Below are 18,455 nucleotides of genomic sequence, written 5' to 3'. Positions count from 1 at the left end.
ACACCCCCCGGGACACGCCGGGTGCGTACGCCTCATCTGTCACACGCGGCGTGTGGGTGCCAGAGCCTGTCGGTGCGCCGACATACAGTTGGTCCACCCGGGTCCACCGCCGATACCGAAAGTGACCAGAGCCTGCCGATGTCCTCGTCTTCGAACTCGTTCGTTCACCTGCACAACCACACCGAGTACTCGATGCTCGACGGTGCCGCGAAGGTGTCGCCGCTGTTCGCCGAGGCCAAACGCCTCGAGATGACCGCGATCGGCATGACCGACCACGGAAACATGTTCGGCGCCAGCGAGTTCTACAACGCGGCGGTCAAACACGACATCAAGCCGATCATCGGCATCGAGGCCTACATCGCGCCGGCCTCGCGGTTCGACACCAAACGCGTGCAGTGGGGTACCCGCGACCAGAAGGACGACGACGTCTCGGGCAGCGGCGCCTACACCCACATGACGATGGTCGCCGCCAACGCGACCGGCCTGCGCAATCTCTTCAAGCTCTCGTCGCTCGCCTCGATCGAGGGACAGCTCGGCAAGTGGGCCCGGATGGACGCCGACCTCATCGCCGAATACGCGGAAGGCATCATCGCGACCACCGGATGTCCGTCCGGCGAGGTGCAGACCCGACTGCGCCTCGGCCATGAGCGCGAGGCGCTCGAGGCCGCCGCCAAGTGGCAGGAGATCTTCGGCCCCGAGAACTTCTACCTCGAGCTCATGGAGCACGGCCTGGAGATCGAACGCCGGGTGCGCGACGGCCTGCTCGACATCGGCCGCACGCTCGGCATCAAACCGATCGTCACCAACGATTGCCATTACGTCACCAAGGATCACGCCGCCAGCCACGAGGCCCTGCTGTGCGTGCAGACCGGCAAGACGCTGTCCGATCCCACCCGCTTCAAGTTCGACGGCGACGGCTACTACCTCAAGTCGGCGCAAGAGATGCGCGCGCAATGGGATTCGGTGGTGCCCGGGGCCTGCGACAACACCCTGGAGATCGGGGAACGGGTCGAGTCCTACGCCGATGTGTTCGCGCACCGCGACCGGATGCCGGTCTTCCCCGTCCCCGAGGGCGAGTCGCAGCAGACGTGGCTGCGCAAGGAGGTCGCCGCGGGGCTCACGCGGCGCTTCCCGGACGGCCCGGTGCCCGACGACTACGCCAACCGCGCCAACTACGAACTCGACGTCATCATCCAGATGGGCTTCCCGGCCTACTTCCTCGTGGTCGGCGACCTGATCCGGCACGCCCTCGAGGTCGGCATCCGCGTCGGCCCCGGTCGCGGGTCGGCCGCCGGTTCGCTGGTCGCGTGGGCGTTGGGCATCACCAACATCGACCCGATCCCGCACGGACTGCTCTTCGAGCGATTCCTCAATCCCGAGCGCGTGTCGATGCCCGATATCGACATCGACTTCGACGACCGCCGGCGCGGCGAGATGGTCCGCTACGCCACCGAGCGGTGGGGCAGCGAGAAGGTCGCCCAGGTCATCACCTTCGGCACCATCAAGACCAAGGCCGCCATCAAGGACTCCGCGCGCGTCCAGTTCGGCCAGCCCGGTTTCGCCATCGCCGACCGCATCACCAAGGCGCTGCCGCCGCCGATCATGGCCAAGGACATCCCGGTCTGGGGCATCACCGACACCGAGCACGAGCGCTACGCCGAGGCCTCCGAGGTCCGCACGCTCATCGAGACCGACCCGGACGTCAAGAAGATCTACGACACCGCCCTCGGACTCGAGGGGCTGATCCGCAACGCGGGTGTGCACGCCTGCGCGGTGATCATGTCGTCGGAGCCGCTGACCGACGCGATCCCGGTGTGGAAACGTGCCCAGGACGGCGCGATCATCACCGGCTGGGACTACCCGTCGTGCGAGGCCATCGGCCTGCTCAAGATGGACTTCCTCGGGCTGCGCAACCTCACCGTCATCGGTGACGCGCTCGAGAACATCAAGGCCAACCGCGGCGTCGACATCGACCTCGACACCTTGCCGCTCGAGGACACCAAGACCTACGAGCTGCTCGCCCGCGGCGACACGCTCGGTGTGTTCCAGCTCGACGGCGGAGCCATGCGCGATCTGTTGAAGCTGATGCAGCCCACCGGTTTCGAGGACATCGTCGCGGTGCTCGCGCTCTACCGGCCGGGTCCGATGGGCGTCAACGCGCACACCGACTACGCCAAGCGCAAGAACGGCTTGCAGCAGATCAAGCCGATCCATCCCGAACTCGAGGAACCGCTCAAGGAAATCCTCGCCGAGACCTATGGCCTGATCGTCTACCAAGAGCAGATCATGCAGATCGCGCAGAAGGTGGCGGGCTATTCGCTCGGACAGGCCGACCTGCTCCGACGCGCGATGGGCAAGAAGAAGAAGGAGATCCTCGACGAGGCCTACGACGGTTTCGCCGAGGGCATGCGCACCAACGGGTTCTCGCAGGCGGCGATCACCGCGCTGTGGGACACCGTGCTGCCGTTCGCCGGCTACGCGTTCAACAAGTCGCATGCCGCCGGCTACGGACTCGTCTCGTTCTGGACCGCCTACCTCAAGGCGAACTATCCGGCCGAGTACATGGCCGGCCTGCTCACCTCGGTCGGCGACGACAAGGACAAGGCCGCGATCTACCTCGCCGACTGCCGCAAGCTCGGCATCACGGTGCTCCCGCCGGACGTCAACGAATCGCAGCGCAACTTCGCCGCCGTCGGCGCCGACATCCGCTTCGGTCTGGCCGCGATCCGCAACGTCGGCACCGGCGTCGTGTCGTCGATTCTCGCGGCCCGCGACGAGAAGGGGAAGTACACCAGCTTCTCCGACTATCTCGGCAAGATCGACGTGACCGCCTGCAACAAGAAGGTCACCGAATCGCTGATCAAGGCCGGGGCGTTCGACTCGTTGAGTCATCCGCGCAAGGGGCTGTTCCTGGTACACGGTGACGCCGTCGAATCGGTCATCGGCACCAAGAAGGCCGAGGCGATCGGCCAGTTCGACCTGTTCGGCGATGCCGGTGGGGCAGACGACAGCATGGCCGAGGTGTTCGCGGTCAAGGTGCCCGATGAGGAGTGGGACTCCAAACACAAACTCGCACTCGAACGAGAGATGTTGGGGCTCTACGTCTCCGACCATCCGCTGGCGGGCGTCGCCCATGCGATCTCGGCGCAGACCGACACGTCGATCACCCAGCTGCTCGAGGGCACGGTGCCCGATGGCGCCCAGATCACCATCGGCGGCATCATCTCGTCGGTCAATCGTCGGGTGAACAAGAAGGGTGAACCGTACGCGGTGGTCACCCTCGAGGACATGGTCGGTGGGGTGGAGGTCTACTTCTTCCCGCGGGCCTACCAGGTGTACGGGCTCGACATCGTCGCCGACAACATCGTGCTGGTCAAAGCACGGGTCAATGCCCGCGACGACAGCACCATGATCTCCGCCAACGATCTCGCGGTACCCGATCTCGCCGCGGTCGGCACCGCCAAACCGGTGGCGCTGACCCTGACCGCGCGGTCGTGTACGCCCGATCGGGTGCAGGCGCTCAAACAGGTGCTGACCCGCCATCCGGGCACCGCGGACGTCCACGTCACGCTGGTGAGTGAGCAGCGGCAGACCCAACTGCGGCTCACCGAATCGTTGCGCGTCACGCCGAGTTCGGCGCTGATGGGTGACCTGAAGGCACTGCTCGGGCCCACCTGCCTGACCGGCTGACCTGAAGGCGCTGCTCGGTCTTACCTGCCTGACCGGTTGACCTGAAGGCACTGCTCGGGCCCACTGCCTGACCGGCTGACCTGAAGGCACTGCTCGGGCCCACTGCCTGACCGGCTGACCTGAAGGCACTGCTCGGGCCCACTGCCTGACCGGCTGACCTGAAGGCGCTGCTCGGTCTCACCTGCCTCACCGGCTGACCTGCTTCGCTGGTCGAGTAGCCGCGCGAGCGAAGCGAGTCGGCGTATCGAGACCCCCGGAGGTGAAGATCCTCACACACGAACGATAGTTTTCGGTGACCCGAACATTTTCGTTCAGTTCGCGCTACACTGAGGATCACGGCAGACGAAACGTCTGCCGGGCACCACCGTCTCAGCCCAGGAGTCGACAGTGACCGCAGCCATCGTGCCCGCCCTGATCGAGTCGAACACTGCGCGCGGGTCCTCGGCGGCCGACATCCCGACGGTGAACGTGGCGGGCACGCAGTGGCCGGTCCACAAGGCCCACGCGCTGGCCGCCGCCGTCGTGATGGCCGTCCTCGTGCTGCTGGTCACCGAGTCCGGTCAGGTCGCCATGTGGGCGTCGGCGATCACCATGGTCGTCACTTGGTGGGGCGAGCGCGCCTTCTTCGCCGCCCGTCGCACCTCCGCCCGTCACTAGCCCGGAATCGCGGCCGTCGACCCGGCGTCGAATCCGCCCGGGATCTCGTAGATCCGGCCGTCGAATCCCGCCCGGTACAGGTGGCCCGCCGAGAAGCCTGCGGTCCCGCGCCCGTAACTTAGCACGCTGGACTGCGGCAGTCCCGATGCGAGGACGCAGTAGTTGCCCGGTGAGGTGATCCGCACGATCTGTCCGGCAGCGTTGAACGGCACGACCGGACGTTCCTGCTTGTCGAGGGTCAGGCCGTCGGGTGTCGCGGTGATGTTCCCGCCGAGGTTCAGCAGACTCTGCACGATCCGGGGGTTCGAGGTCAGCACGCGACTCACACCCGGATTGGTGAAGGTGCGCGACACGTACAACCATCGATCGCCTCTTCCGAGGACCGCGCCGTTGGCGCTCGGCACCGCACCCCAGTCGGCCTGCACGACGCCGTTCGGGTACACCCGGCCGATGTTCGTGGCGAAATCGTTGGTGGCGTAGACGATTCCGTTCGCCGCGGTATCCAAACCGTTCGACGCCGACAGCCCACTCACCCACGGCCGGAAGGCGAGACTGTTCACATCGAGCCGGCCGATCGAGTACTGCCGTGCCACATCCCCGACGACGACCGTCGGGGCGAAACCGTAGCCGACGAGCAGCGCTGAGTCGCGGGCCCACGCGAGTCCGCCGCCGGCGCCCGGCACCGTCGCGATCGGGACCGCGGGCGCCCCCGGCGCGGCCAGCCGGAAGACCCGGCCACTGAACAAGTCGGTGGTGTACAGCCGCCCGCGCGCGTCGACGGTCAGCCCTTCGAGCGCGGCGCCCGGTACCGAGCCCACGAGTCGTGCCGGTTGCCCACCGCCGGGGCACAGCGGCGCGGCCCCGGCCGGGCCGGAGGTCAGTGCGGTGAGGAGTCCGGCCGCGGCGACGGTGGTCGCCGCCAGCGCGCCGGCGCGGCGGCGCCGGGAAACGGATCGACGAGGATTCGGATTGCGAGCGGAGATGGTGCGTCGGAACATGACGGCCTCCCAAGCGTCGGCAGCCGTCCGGCGAGGGTCGCGCCTCTTGAACCCGAGGCGGACGGCTGGAGTTCCCTGACCTGCTGCCGAGCCTACGCCGGGCGCCGGTGCCGAGTCGACCGCGCGAACCGGACAGTGAGACCATGGACGTCGTGAGTACGCAGCAGGCACCGGTGCACCAGCACGGCAACGCATTGACCGTCGACGCCATCGAGGCTTCGGTCCCGCGCATTGCCGACGCGGTGGCCCGCACCCCGCTCGAGCCGGCGCCGCGCCTCTCGGCCGCTGTCGGTGCGCAGGTCTATCTCAAGCGCGAGGACCTGCAGACGGTGCGCTCGTACAAGATTCGCGGTGCCTACAACGTGATGGCGCAGCTGTCGGCCGACGAGTTGGGCCGCGGCGTCGTCGCGGCCAGCGCCGGAAACCATGCGCAGGGTGTCGCCTACGCCTGCCGGGCGATGGCCACGCACGGCCGGATCTACGTCCCGACCACCACCCCGAAGCAGAAGCGTGACCGAATCCGTTGGCACGGAGGCGATTTCGTTGAACTGATCGCGGTGGGCGAGACCTACGACGCGGCTGCCGCGGCGGCGCAAGCCGATGTCATGCGGACCGGCGCGACCTGGATCCATGCCTTCGACGATCCGCGCACGGCCGCCGGTCAGGGCACCATCGCATACGAGATCGTCGACCAGCTCGGCCGCGTACCGGACGTGGTGGTGACCCCGGTCGGTGGCGGGGGATGCCTCGCCGGCATCGCCACCTACCTGCGCGGTCGCAGCGACGACGTCGCCATCGTCGGCGTCGAACCCACCGGCGCGGTGTCGTTGACCGCCGCGCTGGCGGCGGGCGGACCGATCACCCTGGAGACCATCGATCCGTTCGTCGACGGCGCCGCGGTCAAGCGCATCGGCTCACTCGGTCACGGCGTGCTGGCCGAACTCGACGCGACGATCACCGACCACCCGATCCTGGGCGCCGTGGTGGCGAACCCGGTGGTCCCGGTGACGCCGAGCGGTGCGCGGTACGTCCCGAAACCCGGCACCGCACACATCACCCACGTCGACGAGGGCGCGATCTGCTCGTCGATGCTGGAGCTCTATCAGAACGAGGGCATCATCGCCGAGCCCGCCGGTGCCCTCGCGGTCACCGGGCTGCTGGCACTCGACGTGCCGGAGGACTGCGTCGTCGTCTGTCTGGTGTCGGGCGGCAACAACGACGTCTCCCGCTACGGCGAGATCATCGAACGCTCGCTGGTGCATCGCGGTCTCAAGCACTACTTCCTGGTGGACTTTCCCCAGGAGCCGGGCGCGCTGCGCCGCTTCCTCGACGAGGTCCTCGGCCCCGACGACGACATCACGCTGTTCGAGTACGTCAAGCGCAACAACCGGGAGACCGGGGCGGCGCTCGTCGGCGTCGAGCTCGGTTCTCCGGAAGGCCTTGCCGGACTGATGGATCGGATGGCGCACTCGCGGCTGCACTGCGAACGGTTGGAGCCGGGGACGCCCGCGTACGACTACCTGACCTGAGCTCGGCGCGCCGGCGGTCTCGATGCGCTCGGCTCCTTCGTCGCCGGGCTTACTCGACCAGCGGGGGGGGGATCCGTTACTGCGGGGGGAGTTGCTGCGAACAGTCTCCCCGCTGATCACTCCCGGCGCCGCGCGACGATCACGTTGTGACCCGGACTCCGCACGCCATCCTCGTCGAGAACCACGGCCGCCCAGGACAATTCCGGTTCGATCGACACCGGCACCACCGTCTGGTCGGGGCTCGGTACACACACCACCACCCAGTCGCCGCGCTGCATGGTGAACCAGCCGGCATCTTCGTCGAACTCGTATGTGCCCGAGTCGAACTCGGTGCGTCGGAACGCTTCCTCGCTCGCGCGCAACGAGATCAGGGCCCGGTAGAACTCCAGCATCTGGCGATGCCCCGGAGCGTCGAGTTCGGTCCAGTCGAGCTTGGAGGCCAGAAACGTCGCCGGGTCCTGGGGGTCGGGCACCTCCGCGGCGTCCCAGCCGTGCTCGGCGAACTCGCTGCGTCGCCCGGTGCGTACCGCCTCGCCGAGTTCCGGTTCGGGGTGGGAGGTGAAGAACGCGAAAGGTGTTGCGGCCGACCATTCCTCGCCCATGAACAGCATCGGGGTGAACGGTGAGAGCAGGACGAGTGCCGCCTTGATCGCCAGCTGCCCGCCGTCGAGGTAGAAGCTCGGACGGTCGCCGATGGCGCGGTTGCCGACCTGGTCGTGGTCGCAGGTGTAGGCCATCAGGGCGGTCGCCGGCACGACGTCGGTCGGAATCGGCCGGCCGTGATGCTGCCGGCGGAAGGACGAGTAGGTGCCGTCGTGGAAGTAGCCGCCGCGCATCACCTTTGCCAGTGACTCGAGACTGCCGAAGTCGGCGTAGTAGCCCTGGCGTTCGCCGGACACCGCCGTGTGGATGGCGTGATGGATGTCGTCGTCCCACTGGGCGGCCAGCCCGAAGCCGCCGAGATGCCGCGACATGATCAGCCGTGGGTTGTTGAGATCGCTCTCCGCGATCAGCGACAGTGGCCGCCCCACTTCGTGAGCCAGTGCGTCGGTGGCCACCTGCAGTTCTTCCAGCAGATGGACCGCGCGGTCGTCGATCAGGGCGTGCACGGCGTCGAGCCGCAGACCGTCGACATGGAACTCGTCCATCCAGCGCAGGGCATTGCCGATGATGTACGCGCGCACCTCGTCGGAATCGGCCTCCGACAGGTTCAGCGACGACCCCCAGCTGTTGGTGCCCTCGGTGAGATAGGGGCCGAACCGGTCGAGGTAGTTGCCCGACGGACCGAGGTGGTTGTAGACGACGTCGAGCACGACGCCCAGGCCTCGGCGGTGGCACGCGTCGACGAACCGCGCGAAGCCGTCCGGTCCACCGTAGGGCTCGTGCACCGCGTACCAGCCGACCCCGTCGTAGCCCCAGCCGTGTTCGCCGTTGAACGCGTTGATCGGCATGACCTCGACGACCTCGACGCCGAGATCGACGAGATGGTCGAGGCGGCCGATCGCGGCGTCGAACGTGCCCTGGGGCGTGAACGTGCCGATGTGCAGTTCGTAGAGCAGCGCACCGCGGACGTCGATACCCGGCCAGTCGCCGTCGGTCCAGCCGGCCTCGTCGACCCGGAACAGCGCGGACGGACGGTGCACGCCGTCGGGCAGCCGGGTGGCCCGCGGGTCGGGCACCGGATCCTGACCGTCGACCGCGAACGCGTACCGCACATCGCCGGCGAGCCCGTCGACCGTGCCCGCCGGGACCTGCCACCACCCGGGTGCGGCGGGATCGGCCGACATCGGGATCGTGGTGTCGCCGCTGTCCGGGGACCCGGCGTGCAGGGTGACGGCGGTGGCGCGGGGCGCCCAGAGACGGACGTCGGTGAGCGTCACCGGCGCGGTGAACGGCGACACACGGACCCCACTGATGGGGTTCCGGCCACCTTGGTCACTCGTCCCAGTTATGGTGGTCCGAACCCGTGACTGATCTGTCATCCACCACAAGGTATGTCGTCCCGGGGGGAATTGCAGATCGCCGGTAGTGTGATGCACGGCACAATTCCGGTCGAAAGGGAGGGACATTACCAGGCCTGGTCGGCCCGGGGAGATGGATCGACGGTTAATCGCCGTAAAGGGGTGGTCGTTCAGGTCACATATATGTGATATGAACTACCCGGGGATTATGGCGGTGGAGACGCGAGGGTAGGGGATTGAGTACTGACGCGGTTACCTCCGAGGGGGGAGGGCGTGGTGCCTTGGAGTGGGCACGCGCGTGGTTCCGTGAGCACATCATGGCGTCGTTCGACACGTTCGGACGGCAGATGGGCATGTTCGTCGAGGTGTTCAAGGTCCTCGTCGTCGACATCGTCAAACGGCGCTTTCCGTTCGGCGAGTTCGTCCGCCAATGCGCGTTCATGGCGAGTACCTCGGTGTTTCCGACGCTTCTCGTCGCCATCCCGATCGGTGTGCTCGTCTCGATCCAGGTGTCCAACATCGCCGGACAGATCGGCGCGACCTCGTTCTCCGGTGCGGCCACCGGCCTCGGCGTGATCCGACAGGGTGCACCGCTGGTGACCTCGCTGCTCCTGGCGGGTGCCGTGGGTTCGGCCATCGCCGCCGACCTCGGGTCGCGGACCATCCGCGACGAGATCGACGCGATGAAGGTGATGGGTGTCAATCCCATCCAGCGGCTCATCTCGCCCCGACTGCTCGCCACCATGGTGGTCAGCTTCCTGCTCTGCGGCTTCGTCTGCTTCGTCGGGTTCATCACCGGATACGTCTTCAACGTCTACTTCCAGGGCGGTACACCGGGCAGCTACACCGGCACGTTCGCGTCGTTCGCGTCGACGTCGGACCTCGCGTTCGCGATCGCCAAGGCCGTCATCTTCGGCGCGATCGTCGCCGTCGTCGCCTGCGACCGCGGACTGACCACGAAGGGCGGTCCGGCCGGCGTCGCCAACTCGGTGAACGCCGCGGTGGTCAACTCCGTGTTGCTGCTGTTCACCGTGAACGTGGTGCTGACCCAGCTGTTCGCGATCCTCGTCCCGGCGAAGGTGGTCTGACATGGCGGCATCACGGTACGTACCGCCCCTCCTGCGGCCGGTCGAGGCGGCCAAGGGGCTCTACCGCGGACCGCGCGCCCTGCTCATGGGGATGGGCCATCTCATCACCTTCCTGGTGCGGTCCATCGGTGCGGTGCCGATCGCGTTCACCCATTACCGCAAAGAGGTGTGGCGCCTGCTCTCCGACGTCGCGTGGGGTAACGGCGCGCTGGTGGTCGGCGGCGGCACCGTCGGCGTCATGGTCATCCTCGGCGTCATGGGCGGTGCGACCGTCGGCATCGAGAGCTACACGGCGCTGAACCTGCTCGGGATGGCGCCGGTGACCGGCGGCGTCTCGGCATTCGCGACGACCCGCGAGCTGGCGCCCCTGCTGGCGGCCACCGCGTTCACCGCCCAGTCCGGCTGCCGCTTCACCGCCCAGCTCGGGTCGATGCGGATCAGTGAGGAGATCGACGCCCTCGAATCCATCGCGATCCATCCGCTGCCGTACCTCGTCACCACCCGGATGTCGGCCGCCGTGCTGGCGATCGTTCCGCTGTATGCCGTCTCGCTCGCCGCCAACTATCTCGCCTGCCAGGTGATGTTCGTGCTGCAGAGCGGTCAGGGTGCCGGCACGTACCTGTACTACTTCAACCAGTTCCTGGTGTCGTCGGACATGGTCTTCTCGTTCATCAAGGTGATCGTGTTCGTCCTGTTGACGACGTTCATCCAGTGCTACTACGGGTTCTTCGCCTCGGGCGGCCCGGAGGGTGTCGGCGTGGCCGCCGGACACGCCATCCGCATGGCGATCATCGTCATCGTGTTCGCCAACCTGATCATGACGCTGGTGTTCTGGGGCACCGCTCCCGGCATCAAGATCTCGGGTTAGGGGTGACGACATGCCATTGATCGAGACCGACGGCCGAAACCCCTCGATGCTGCAGTACGTGCTGCGCGGGCTGGCCTTCCTGATCGCGCTGGCGATCCTGTTCGTGGTGCTGTTCCTCCGATATCAGGGTGTGTTCACCAAGACGGTCCCGGTGACCGCGCAACTCAACGACGTCGGCGACGGGCTGATCAACAATGCCGACGTCCGGTACAACGGGCTGATCGTAGGGACGGTGAAGTCCATCGACCTGTCCGATCAGATGGGCACCGACAACCAACGGCTCAAAGACGTCCACATCGATGTCTCGCCCGACCAGGCCACCGGCATCCCGGCCAACGTCACCGCGCGCACGGTGCCGTCGAACCTGTTCGGCGTGAACTCCGTCGAACTCGTCCGGCCCGAGCAGCCCGCCCAGGAGCACCTGGACTCCGGCGCGACCATCCCGGCCGACCAGACGCTGCCGACCATCCGGCTGCAGGACGCGCAGAACGAACTCCACGAACTACTGACGGCGGTACCGCCGGAGGATCTGGCCGCGGTACTCGGCACGCTCGCCGACGCGCTCAAGGGTGGTGGCACCGTGTTCGGCACGTTCGTACCGGTCCTCAACAGCTACTGGCGGACCATCAACGAGCAGTTCCCGCCGGGAGCACCGGGCGGTTTCGATAACTTCAACAATGCGGTCCAGGGACTGTCCCAGTCCACCCCGCAACTGCTCGACGCGCTGGGCCGCAGCGTGATCCCGGCGATGACCATCGCCGAGAAGCAGCAGGACCTGACTGCGCTGCTGTCGGCCGGGCAGGGTCTGCTGGACCAGACGCAGACGCTGTTCGCCTCCAACGGGGATGCCGGCAAGCGCCTGGTCCGCGATCTCAACCGGATGCTGGGTGCCGCGGTGCTCGAACCCGAGGCCCTCCCGCAGGCGCTGTCGGCGCTCAACGCGCTCGCCGCGAAGGTGCTCACCGTGTTCACCGGCGTCAACGGTCACCCGCAACTCAACATCGGTGTCAGCTTCGGGGCGTTCCTGCGCTACACGCGGCAGAACTGCCCGGTGTACGACGGTGGTCCCTACGGCCAGCTACGGGGGCCGGGCTGTGTGGGGCCCGGCACCGGGACCGGGCCGACGATGTCGGGTCCGCTGATGATCTATCCGTCCGACGGCATGCGCCGCGGTCTGAAGTTCCCGACCGCCGGTGCGGTGACCACGTCGTCGGACAACCAGACCCTCGGGGCGGCGCTGCACCGCGCACCCACCGCCGCCGACACACTCATGCTCGGGCCGCTCGTCGCGTCGTCCGAGGTCCGGGGAGGAGGGCGATGAGTCGCGGGCAGGCGAGTATCCGCAAGCCGCTGATCGGGTTCTCGATCTTTGCGGTGGTCGCAATGATGCTGACCTACGTGATCTGGTCGACGCTCGACCGTTCGCTGCCGGGGAACACGCATTCGTTCACCACCTATTTCCACGATGCCTCCGGGCTGTCGTCCGGCGACGACGTCCGCATGGCCGGGGTCCGTGTCGGACGTGTCGGCGACATCGCGCTCGACGGCGGCCGGGCGAAGGTGACCTTCGACGTCCAGGACGGCCAGCAGGTGTTCAGCAACACCAAGGCCGCCATCCGTTATCAGAACCTGATCGGTCAGCGGTATCTGGCGCTGAGCCTCGTCAAGGGCGCGCCGAGCACACCCCTGCCGGGTGGGTCGACCCTGACGGAGCCGTCGGAGGACTCGTTCGACGTCACCAAGCTGCTCGCCGGCTTCCAGCCGGTGTTCGAGACCCTGCAGCCCGAACAGGTCAACGCGCTGTCCGAAGGCCTGATCCAGGCGTTCCAGGGCAATTCGGTCTCGCTGAGTTACACCGTGCAGCAGGTCGGCCAGCTCGCCAACGACATGTCCGACCGCGACCAGGTGATCGGCGCGATCATCGACAACCTCAGCAGCGTGATGCGTGACCTGGCGATGCAGGGCACCCAGGTGAGCACCGTCGTCGACAGCATCGGCACCCTGATCCGGAATCTCAACGAGAACTCGGCGGCGTTCGGCCAGGCGGTCAGTGACATCGGTCGCACCGCAAGCGGATTGGGTGATGTGCTGGCACAGACCCGCGGTGACCTCGCCTCGGCGGCCACCGATGCGCGGGTCGCCACCAACACGCTGATCACCAACGGCGCCAAACTCGACACGCTCGCGACGAATCTGCCGGTGTTCCTCGGGCATTTCCCGATGGTCCTGGGTCAGGGGGCCTACCTGAACATCTACGCCTGCGACCTCGACATCGCGATCGGTGACGTGCTCTTCCCGCCCGGCATCATCAACAAGATCGGCGGGACCAAACATTCGGTGGTGTGCCAATGAGGCGCTGGCGCAGGCACTTCGACGACAATCAACGATTCTGGTACGGGGTCATCGGGTCCGTGGTGATCGTGCTGCTGATCCTCGGCATCACCGCGATCGCCGAGGCCCATCTCGGCCAGAAGACACTCCACGCCAACTTCGCGCAGGCCGGTGGCATCCGTCCCGGTGACAAGGTGCGCGTGGCCGGGATCGACAAGGGGGAGGTCAGCAAGACCGAACTCGACGGCGATCACGTCAGGGTCACCATGAAGGTCGACGAGGACGTCGACGTCACGGCGAACGGGTCCGCGGAGATCAAGATGTCCACTCTGCTCGGCCAGCGATATGTGGATGTGTCGCTGGGGGATTCGTCGTCGCCGGCCCCGGACGGGGAGATCGCGCAGACGAACGTGCCCTATGACCTGCAGAAGACGATCGAGGCGGGCACGCCGATCATCGCCGGCGTCAACGACGAGGACTTCGCCAACAGCATCCGCACGCTCAACCAGCAGTTGGCCGGGGCGCCCGCGGTGACCAAGCCGACGCTGGACTCGCTCACCGCGATGTCACGCATCATCACCAACCGCCGCGATCAGATCAATCAACTTGTGGCCGACACGAAGTCGGTCACCGCGATCGTGAACGACAGCCAGACACAACTGTCGATCATCGTCGGCCAGGGGCAGCAGTTGGCGCAGAAGATCGCCACCCGCGAGGCCCTGGTGACCCGCATGCTCGACGGGATCGCCGAACTCACCGAACAGGCCCGGGCCGTGGCCCGCGAGAACGGTGATCAGTTCGCGCCGATCATGGCCAACCTGAACACCATGACGCAGGGTCTCGAGAAGAACCGCGAGAATCTGCGCAAGCTGCTGGAGGTTCTGCCGGTGACCGCCCGGTTGACCAACAACGTCATCGGCGACGGGCCGTATGCGAACGGTTATCTGCCGTGGGGCATCTTCCCCGACAACTGGCTCTGCCTGGCCAGGGTGGTGGACGGATGCTGACCGCACGGGTATCGAGCCGGCCCGGCGTCCGCTGGCGCCGCCCGATCACGCTGGTGGCGATCGCGCTGTTCGTCGTCGCAGGCCTGTCGGGCTGCGCGCTCGTGCCCGCCGGCTGGACCCACGCCCTGGGCCGGTCCATCGAGGTCACCGCCTACTTCGACAACGTCGCCGGGCTCTACAAGAGCAATGACGTGGCCGTGCTCGGCATGCCGGTCGGTCAGGTGACCTCGGTCCAGCAGGAGGGCAGCCGGGTCAAGGTCACCTTCACCATCGACAAGGACGTCCCGGTCCCGGCGAGCGCCACCGCGGCGATCGTCAACACCTCGATCGTCACCACCCGGCACATCGAACTCTCGCCCACCTACTCGGGCGGCGAGAAACTGACCGACGGCTCGGTCATCAAGGACGCCAAGAGCCCTGTCGCGATCGGCGACCTCTTCGACTCCATCGACCGGCTCGTCAACGCGCTCAAGGGTGACCAGCCGGGGGAGGGGCCGATCGCCGACATGATCGACATCACCTCGGGCATCACGTCGGGCAACGGGGAGCGGATGCGCCTGGCGATCGATCAGCTGGGGCAGGCGGCGTCGGTGGCGTCGGGCAACAGTGATGCGCTCGTCGAGATCATCAAGACGGTGCAGGGGCTGACGTCGACGCTGGTGGCGAACTATCCGAAGATGACCGCGTTCTCCCGGTCGATCACCGACGTCGCGCAGATGCTGGCTGTGCAGGCCCCCGGTCTGCAATCGGTGCTGACCGACCTCAACATCGCGTTGCTGAACACCACGGCGTTCCTCAAGAACAACGCGGGCACGATCAGTGCGTCGACGGGACGGCTGGCCGCGCTGGCCGCCAACCTGTCCGACTACTCGCGTCAGGTGGTCGAGACGATCGACCTGGGACCGCTGCTGTTCCAGAACCTGGCCAATTCGGTGTCGGCCGAGCAGGGTGCGTGGCGCGCCCAGGTGCTGCTGGACAAGTCGCTGATCGACACCGAGGCGCTGTCGGCCTTCTGTCAGGCGATCAACCTGCAGAAAGACGGCTGCCGAACCGGGCAGTTGAAGGACTTCGGACCCGATCTGGGTGTCTTCTCCGGACTGTTGGAGCTGACCAAATGACCCGCCGGAGCCCGCGCCGCACTCTGCTGGCGGTCATGATCACCGCCGTGCTGGCCGTGTCGGGCTGCGGCCTGATACCGGGCGTCACCGTCGAACAGATCCCGTTGCCGGCGCCGGGCGGACTCGGCGAATCGATCCACGTCACCGCCGAGTTCGACAACGCCCTGAACCTGCCGACCCGCGCGAAGGTCAAACTCAACGGCACCGACGTTGGGCAGGTCCGCGAGATCGTCGCCGAGAACTACACCGCGGTGGTCACCATGCAGGTGACCACCGAGGTGAAACTGCCGATCGGGACCGGAGCGGAACTGCGTCAGGCCACTCCGCTCGGCGACGTGTTCGTCGCGTTGCTGCCGCCGCCGGGGCAACCCACCGGCTACATGTCCGACGGTGACACTCTCACCGGTCCCACGTCGGCGGCGGCCACGGTCGAGGACATCCTCGTCAGCACCGCCGGGGTGGTCGACAGCGGTTCGCTGAGTTCGCTGCAGGTGATCCTCACCGAGCTCAGTCGCGCCGTGTCGGCCAACCCGGACGAGTTGTCCGGCTCGATCGAGCAGCTGACGACGGCGATCACCAAGTTCAATCAGAACTCGGCCGAGGTCGACGAGTCGATGCGCAGCACGCAGATCCTCACCGCACAGCTGGCGGCCGGTCGCGCGCAGATCATGGCGTCGATCAACAAGCTGGCGCCGGCGGTCAACGCCGTCAACTCGCAGATCTCGTCGGTGCTCACCACGCTCGACAAGGCGCACACGGTCACCGCGGCGACGAACGATTTCCTCAACTCCGACCAGGACAACCTCGTTGCGCTCGTCCAGCATCTCGCGACCCTCCTGAGCGCGTTGCGTCAGGCCGCGGGGACCTTCGGACCGTTGTCGGACAACCTCGCGATGCTGACCCCGAAGTGGGTCAAGGCGACGTCGGGCAGCGCCGCCGCGCTGTCCGCCAAGGTCTACTACCTCAACCCGGGAGTCGGCTTCGATTCCGGCACCCGGGCGCCCGAGCTGCAGGACATCGACGAAGGCTCGAAGGCGTTGCAGCAGACGCTGACCCGGCTGTTGGCCCGGCTCACCGGAACAAAGGGGTGCTGCGGATGAGTCGCATCGGGAGTTGGCTGCACAAGCACTCGGTCGTGCTCGGCAACATCGGTCTCGTCCTGGTGATGCTCGTCGGGCTGGCCTACCTCTCGTTCGGCGCGCTGCGCTGGACGCCGTTCACCGGGACCTACAGCCTGAAGATCCACTTCCCGGTGTCCGGCGGTCTGCAGGACACCAGCGGGGTCACGTTGCGGGGCGCCCGGGTCGGTGAGGTCGACACCATTCAGGTGCAGCCCACCTCGGTGGACGTGACCGTGCAGATCGACGAGAACGTGAAGATCAACCGCAACGCTCTCGTCGCGGCGCTCGGGTTGTCCGGGGCCGGCGAGCAGTACGTCGACTTCGAGCCGACCACCGCCGACGGTCCGTATTTCACCGACGGTGACGAGATCCAGATCAACCAGACCAAGGTCACCGCTCCGTTCCCGAGCATGCTCGAGGCGTCGCTGAACGTCATCGACCAGATCGATCCGGTGAAGTTGCGGTCGTCGATCGACAGCCTCAACATAGCGATCAACACCGACACACCGCAGAACGATCTGCGGGCGCTGTTCATCTCGGGTGGCACCATCTTCGCCGACCTCTATCGGGTTCTGCCGCAGACCACGAAGCTGATCTCGGATTCGGGCACGATCCTCAAGACGACCGCGAACATCCAGCCGGACCTGCAGACCGCCGTGTCCGCGGGCAGCACCATCATCAATCAGGCGGTCGCGTCGGACAAGGAGCTGCGGACGTTGCTCGGTCGGGGACCGGCCGAGTTCACCAGCCTGACCGGTTCGCTGAACCAGATGACCGACCCGCTCACCGACGTGTTGAAACAGCTCGTCGACATCGCCCAGCAGGGTTCGTTGCGGGCACCCGCCCTCGCCGTGCTGTTGCCGTCGATGCGAGACGCGAGCGTGAAGAGCCTGGCCATGTTCCACGACGGGGCGTGGTGGGCGTTCGGCTCGGTCTACCCCCGCCCCAGCTGCAACTATCCGGTCACGCCGACGCGGCCGACGAAGATCCTGGAGCTGTCGATACCCACGAATCTGTACTGTGTCACCGAGGATCCGCACCAGCAGGTGCGTGGGTCGGCGAATGCGCCGCGCCCGCCCGGTGACGACACCGCCGGGCCGCCGCCCGGCTACGACCCGAATGCGCGCACCGTCCCGTTGGACAAGTGAGCTCGTGATCCGACGGAGAGAACTGACGTGAGAGTTGGCATGACCGAGCAGGACAAGACGAACGACACCGTGGACATCCCGGACACCGCGGACACCGTGGACAGCCCGGCCACCGGCGACGCGAACACCGGCGACGCGAACACCGGCGACGCGACCACCGAACCGGCAGCGACCGAGAAGGTGACCCGGCCGCGGACGAAGTCCGCTCGCACCGCGAGCCGCTCGGCCGCGACGGCGAGCGACACGGGTGACGGCGACACCGCTGACGCCGCCGGTGACGAGACCTCGGCCGGACCGGTCGCATCCGCACCCGCATCCGCCAAGCCGGCCGGCCGCCAGCTCTCGGTGACGGTCACCTCCCGCGGGCTCGTGCGCGTCCTGGTGGCGTTGATCGCGGTCGCCGCCGTCGTGGGCGTGTGCCTCCTCGGCTGGGGCTACCACCAGCAGCGGGAGAAGCTCGCGGCGTTCGACGACAGCAAGGCCGCGTCGGCGAACTTCGCGCTGAAGATGGTGTCCTCCTTCAACACCGACCAGGTCGGCGACATGAAGGAGGTGCTCGGGCCACTGACCACCGGCGAGTTCCACGATCGTCTCGCCAAGGAACAGACCGACAGCACCAAGGCCTTGCAGGATCTCGACGTGAAGGCCACACCGACGGTGAAGTCGGTGGGCGTGGAGCACTTCGACACCGACAGTGCGCGCACCAACGTGCTGGTGAGCGTGACCGGGAGCAGCAAACTCTCGCCGAGCGGCGGACAGCAGATGACGCTGCTCTGGCTCGACCTGCGCAAGGTCGACGGCAAGTGGCTCGTGTCCTCGGTGGACGGCGCGCAGGCCGATGTCGGTCAGTCGGCCAGTGACGCGAAACAGCAAGCGCAGCAACAACAGCAGCAGACGCCCGCGCCGGCACCGTCGCCCGCCCCCGGGGGCTGACCGGCT

At 67.1% G+C, this 18,455-nt stretch carries 14 protein-coding genes; 12 read left to right on the top strand and 2 right to left on the bottom strand.

The window, feature by feature from the left end; translation table 11 throughout:
* Window positions 1-138: 138 nt before the first annotated feature.
* Complete coding sequence (gene dnaE / locus ACWDTI_RS05840) at window positions 139-3,690, top strand: DNA polymerase III subunit alpha (protein ID WP_449737101.1); 3,552 nt, start codon at window positions 139-141, stop codon at window positions 3,688-3,690.
* Between the two features lie 387 nt (window positions 3,691-4,077).
* Window positions 4,078-4,347 carry a hypothetical protein gene (locus ACWDTI_RS05835; protein WP_449737100.1) on the top strand — a complete coding sequence of 90 codons (270 nt, stop codon included), beginning with the start codon at window positions 4,078-4,080 and terminating at the stop codon, window positions 4,345-4,347.
* Here the strand turns inward: ACWDTI_RS05835 and ACWDTI_RS05830 are convergent.
* A complete protein-coding gene (locus ACWDTI_RS05830) occupies window positions 4,344-5,345 on the bottom strand; it encodes an SMP-30/gluconolactonase/LRE family protein (RefSeq protein ID WP_449737099.1) in 1,002 nt (333 codons plus the stop codon). The two genes, ACWDTI_RS05835 and ACWDTI_RS05830, sit on opposite strands and share 4 nt — an antisense overlap.
* Before the next feature lie 143 nt (window positions 5,346-5,488).
* Between ACWDTI_RS05830 and ilvA the strand changes: the two genes are divergently transcribed.
* Window positions 5,489-6,874, top strand: coding sequence for a threonine ammonia-lyase IlvA (gene ilvA / locus ACWDTI_RS05825; protein WP_449737098.1), 1,386 nt, complete (start codon window positions 5,489-5,491; stop codon window positions 6,872-6,874).
* A 116-nt stretch (window positions 6,875-6,990) separates the two neighbouring features.
* Here ilvA and treZ read toward each other — a convergent pair whose 3' ends face one another.
* Window positions 6,991-8,856, bottom strand: coding sequence for a malto-oligosyltrehalose trehalohydrolase (gene treZ, locus ACWDTI_RS05820; protein ID WP_449737097.1), 1,866 nt, complete (start codon window positions 8,854-8,856; stop codon window positions 6,991-6,993).
* A 215-nt stretch (window positions 8,857-9,071) separates the two neighbouring features.
* Between treZ and ACWDTI_RS05815 the strand changes: the two genes are divergently transcribed.
* From ACWDTI_RS05815 to ACWDTI_RS05775, 9 genes are read left to right on the top strand one after another with little or no spacing between them, the layout of a single operon-like run.
* Window positions 9,072-9,923 carry an MlaE family ABC transporter permease gene (locus ACWDTI_RS05815; RefSeq protein WP_449737096.1) on the top strand — a complete coding sequence of 284 codons (852 nt, stop codon included), beginning with the start codon at window positions 9,072-9,074 and terminating at the stop codon, window positions 9,921-9,923.
* 1 nt (window position 9,924) lies between these two features.
* Window positions 9,925-10,791: an MlaE family ABC transporter permease gene (locus ACWDTI_RS05810; RefSeq protein ID WP_449737095.1), complete on the top strand. Its 867-nt coding sequence runs from the start codon at window positions 9,925-9,927 to the stop codon at window positions 10,789-10,791.
* 10 nt (window positions 10,792-10,801) lie between these two features.
* Window positions 10,802-12,112 (top strand): MlaD family protein, encoded by a 1,311-nt coding sequence (locus tag ACWDTI_RS05805; protein ID WP_449737094.1) that lies wholly within the window; start codon window positions 10,802-10,804, stop codon window positions 12,110-12,112.
* Window positions 12,109-13,143 (top strand): MCE family protein, encoded by a 1,035-nt coding sequence (locus ACWDTI_RS05800; RefSeq protein ID WP_449737093.1) that lies wholly within the window; start codon window positions 12,109-12,111, stop codon window positions 13,141-13,143. Before ACWDTI_RS05805 ends, ACWDTI_RS05800 begins: the two co-directional genes overlap by 4 nt.
* On the top strand, window positions 13,140-14,129 hold the full coding sequence (locus tag ACWDTI_RS05795) for an MCE family protein (protein ID WP_449737092.1): 990 nt from the start codon (window positions 13,140-13,142) through the stop codon (window positions 14,127-14,129). The genes ACWDTI_RS05800 and ACWDTI_RS05795 overlap by 4 nt, the downstream gene beginning before the upstream one ends.
* Window positions 14,123-15,247, top strand: coding sequence for an MlaD family protein (locus tag ACWDTI_RS05790; RefSeq protein ID WP_449737091.1), 1,125 nt, complete (start codon window positions 14,123-14,125; stop codon window positions 15,245-15,247). The genes ACWDTI_RS05795 and ACWDTI_RS05790 overlap by 7 nt, the downstream gene beginning before the upstream one ends.
* Window positions 15,244-16,347, top strand: coding sequence for an MlaD family protein (locus ACWDTI_RS05785; protein WP_449737090.1), 1,104 nt, complete (start codon window positions 15,244-15,246; stop codon window positions 16,345-16,347). The genes ACWDTI_RS05790 and ACWDTI_RS05785 overlap by 4 nt, the downstream gene beginning before the upstream one ends.
* On the top strand, window positions 16,344-17,516 hold the full coding sequence (locus ACWDTI_RS05780) for an MlaD family protein (RefSeq protein ID WP_449737089.1): 1,173 nt from the start codon (window positions 16,344-16,346) through the stop codon (window positions 17,514-17,516). Before ACWDTI_RS05785 ends, ACWDTI_RS05780 begins: the two co-directional genes overlap by 4 nt.
* Window positions 17,517-17,555: 39 nt before the next feature.
* Entirely contained in the window at window positions 17,556-18,449 is an 894-nt protein-coding gene (locus ACWDTI_RS05775; RefSeq protein WP_449737088.1) for a hypothetical protein, read from the top strand.
* Window positions 18,450-18,455: the final 6 nt, after the last annotated feature.

The organism is Gordonia sp. NPDC003424, from assembly GCF_053588655.1.
The sequence above is the reverse complement of the archived record's forward strand: the minus strand, read 5'-3'. Positions and strand labels throughout refer to the sequence as shown.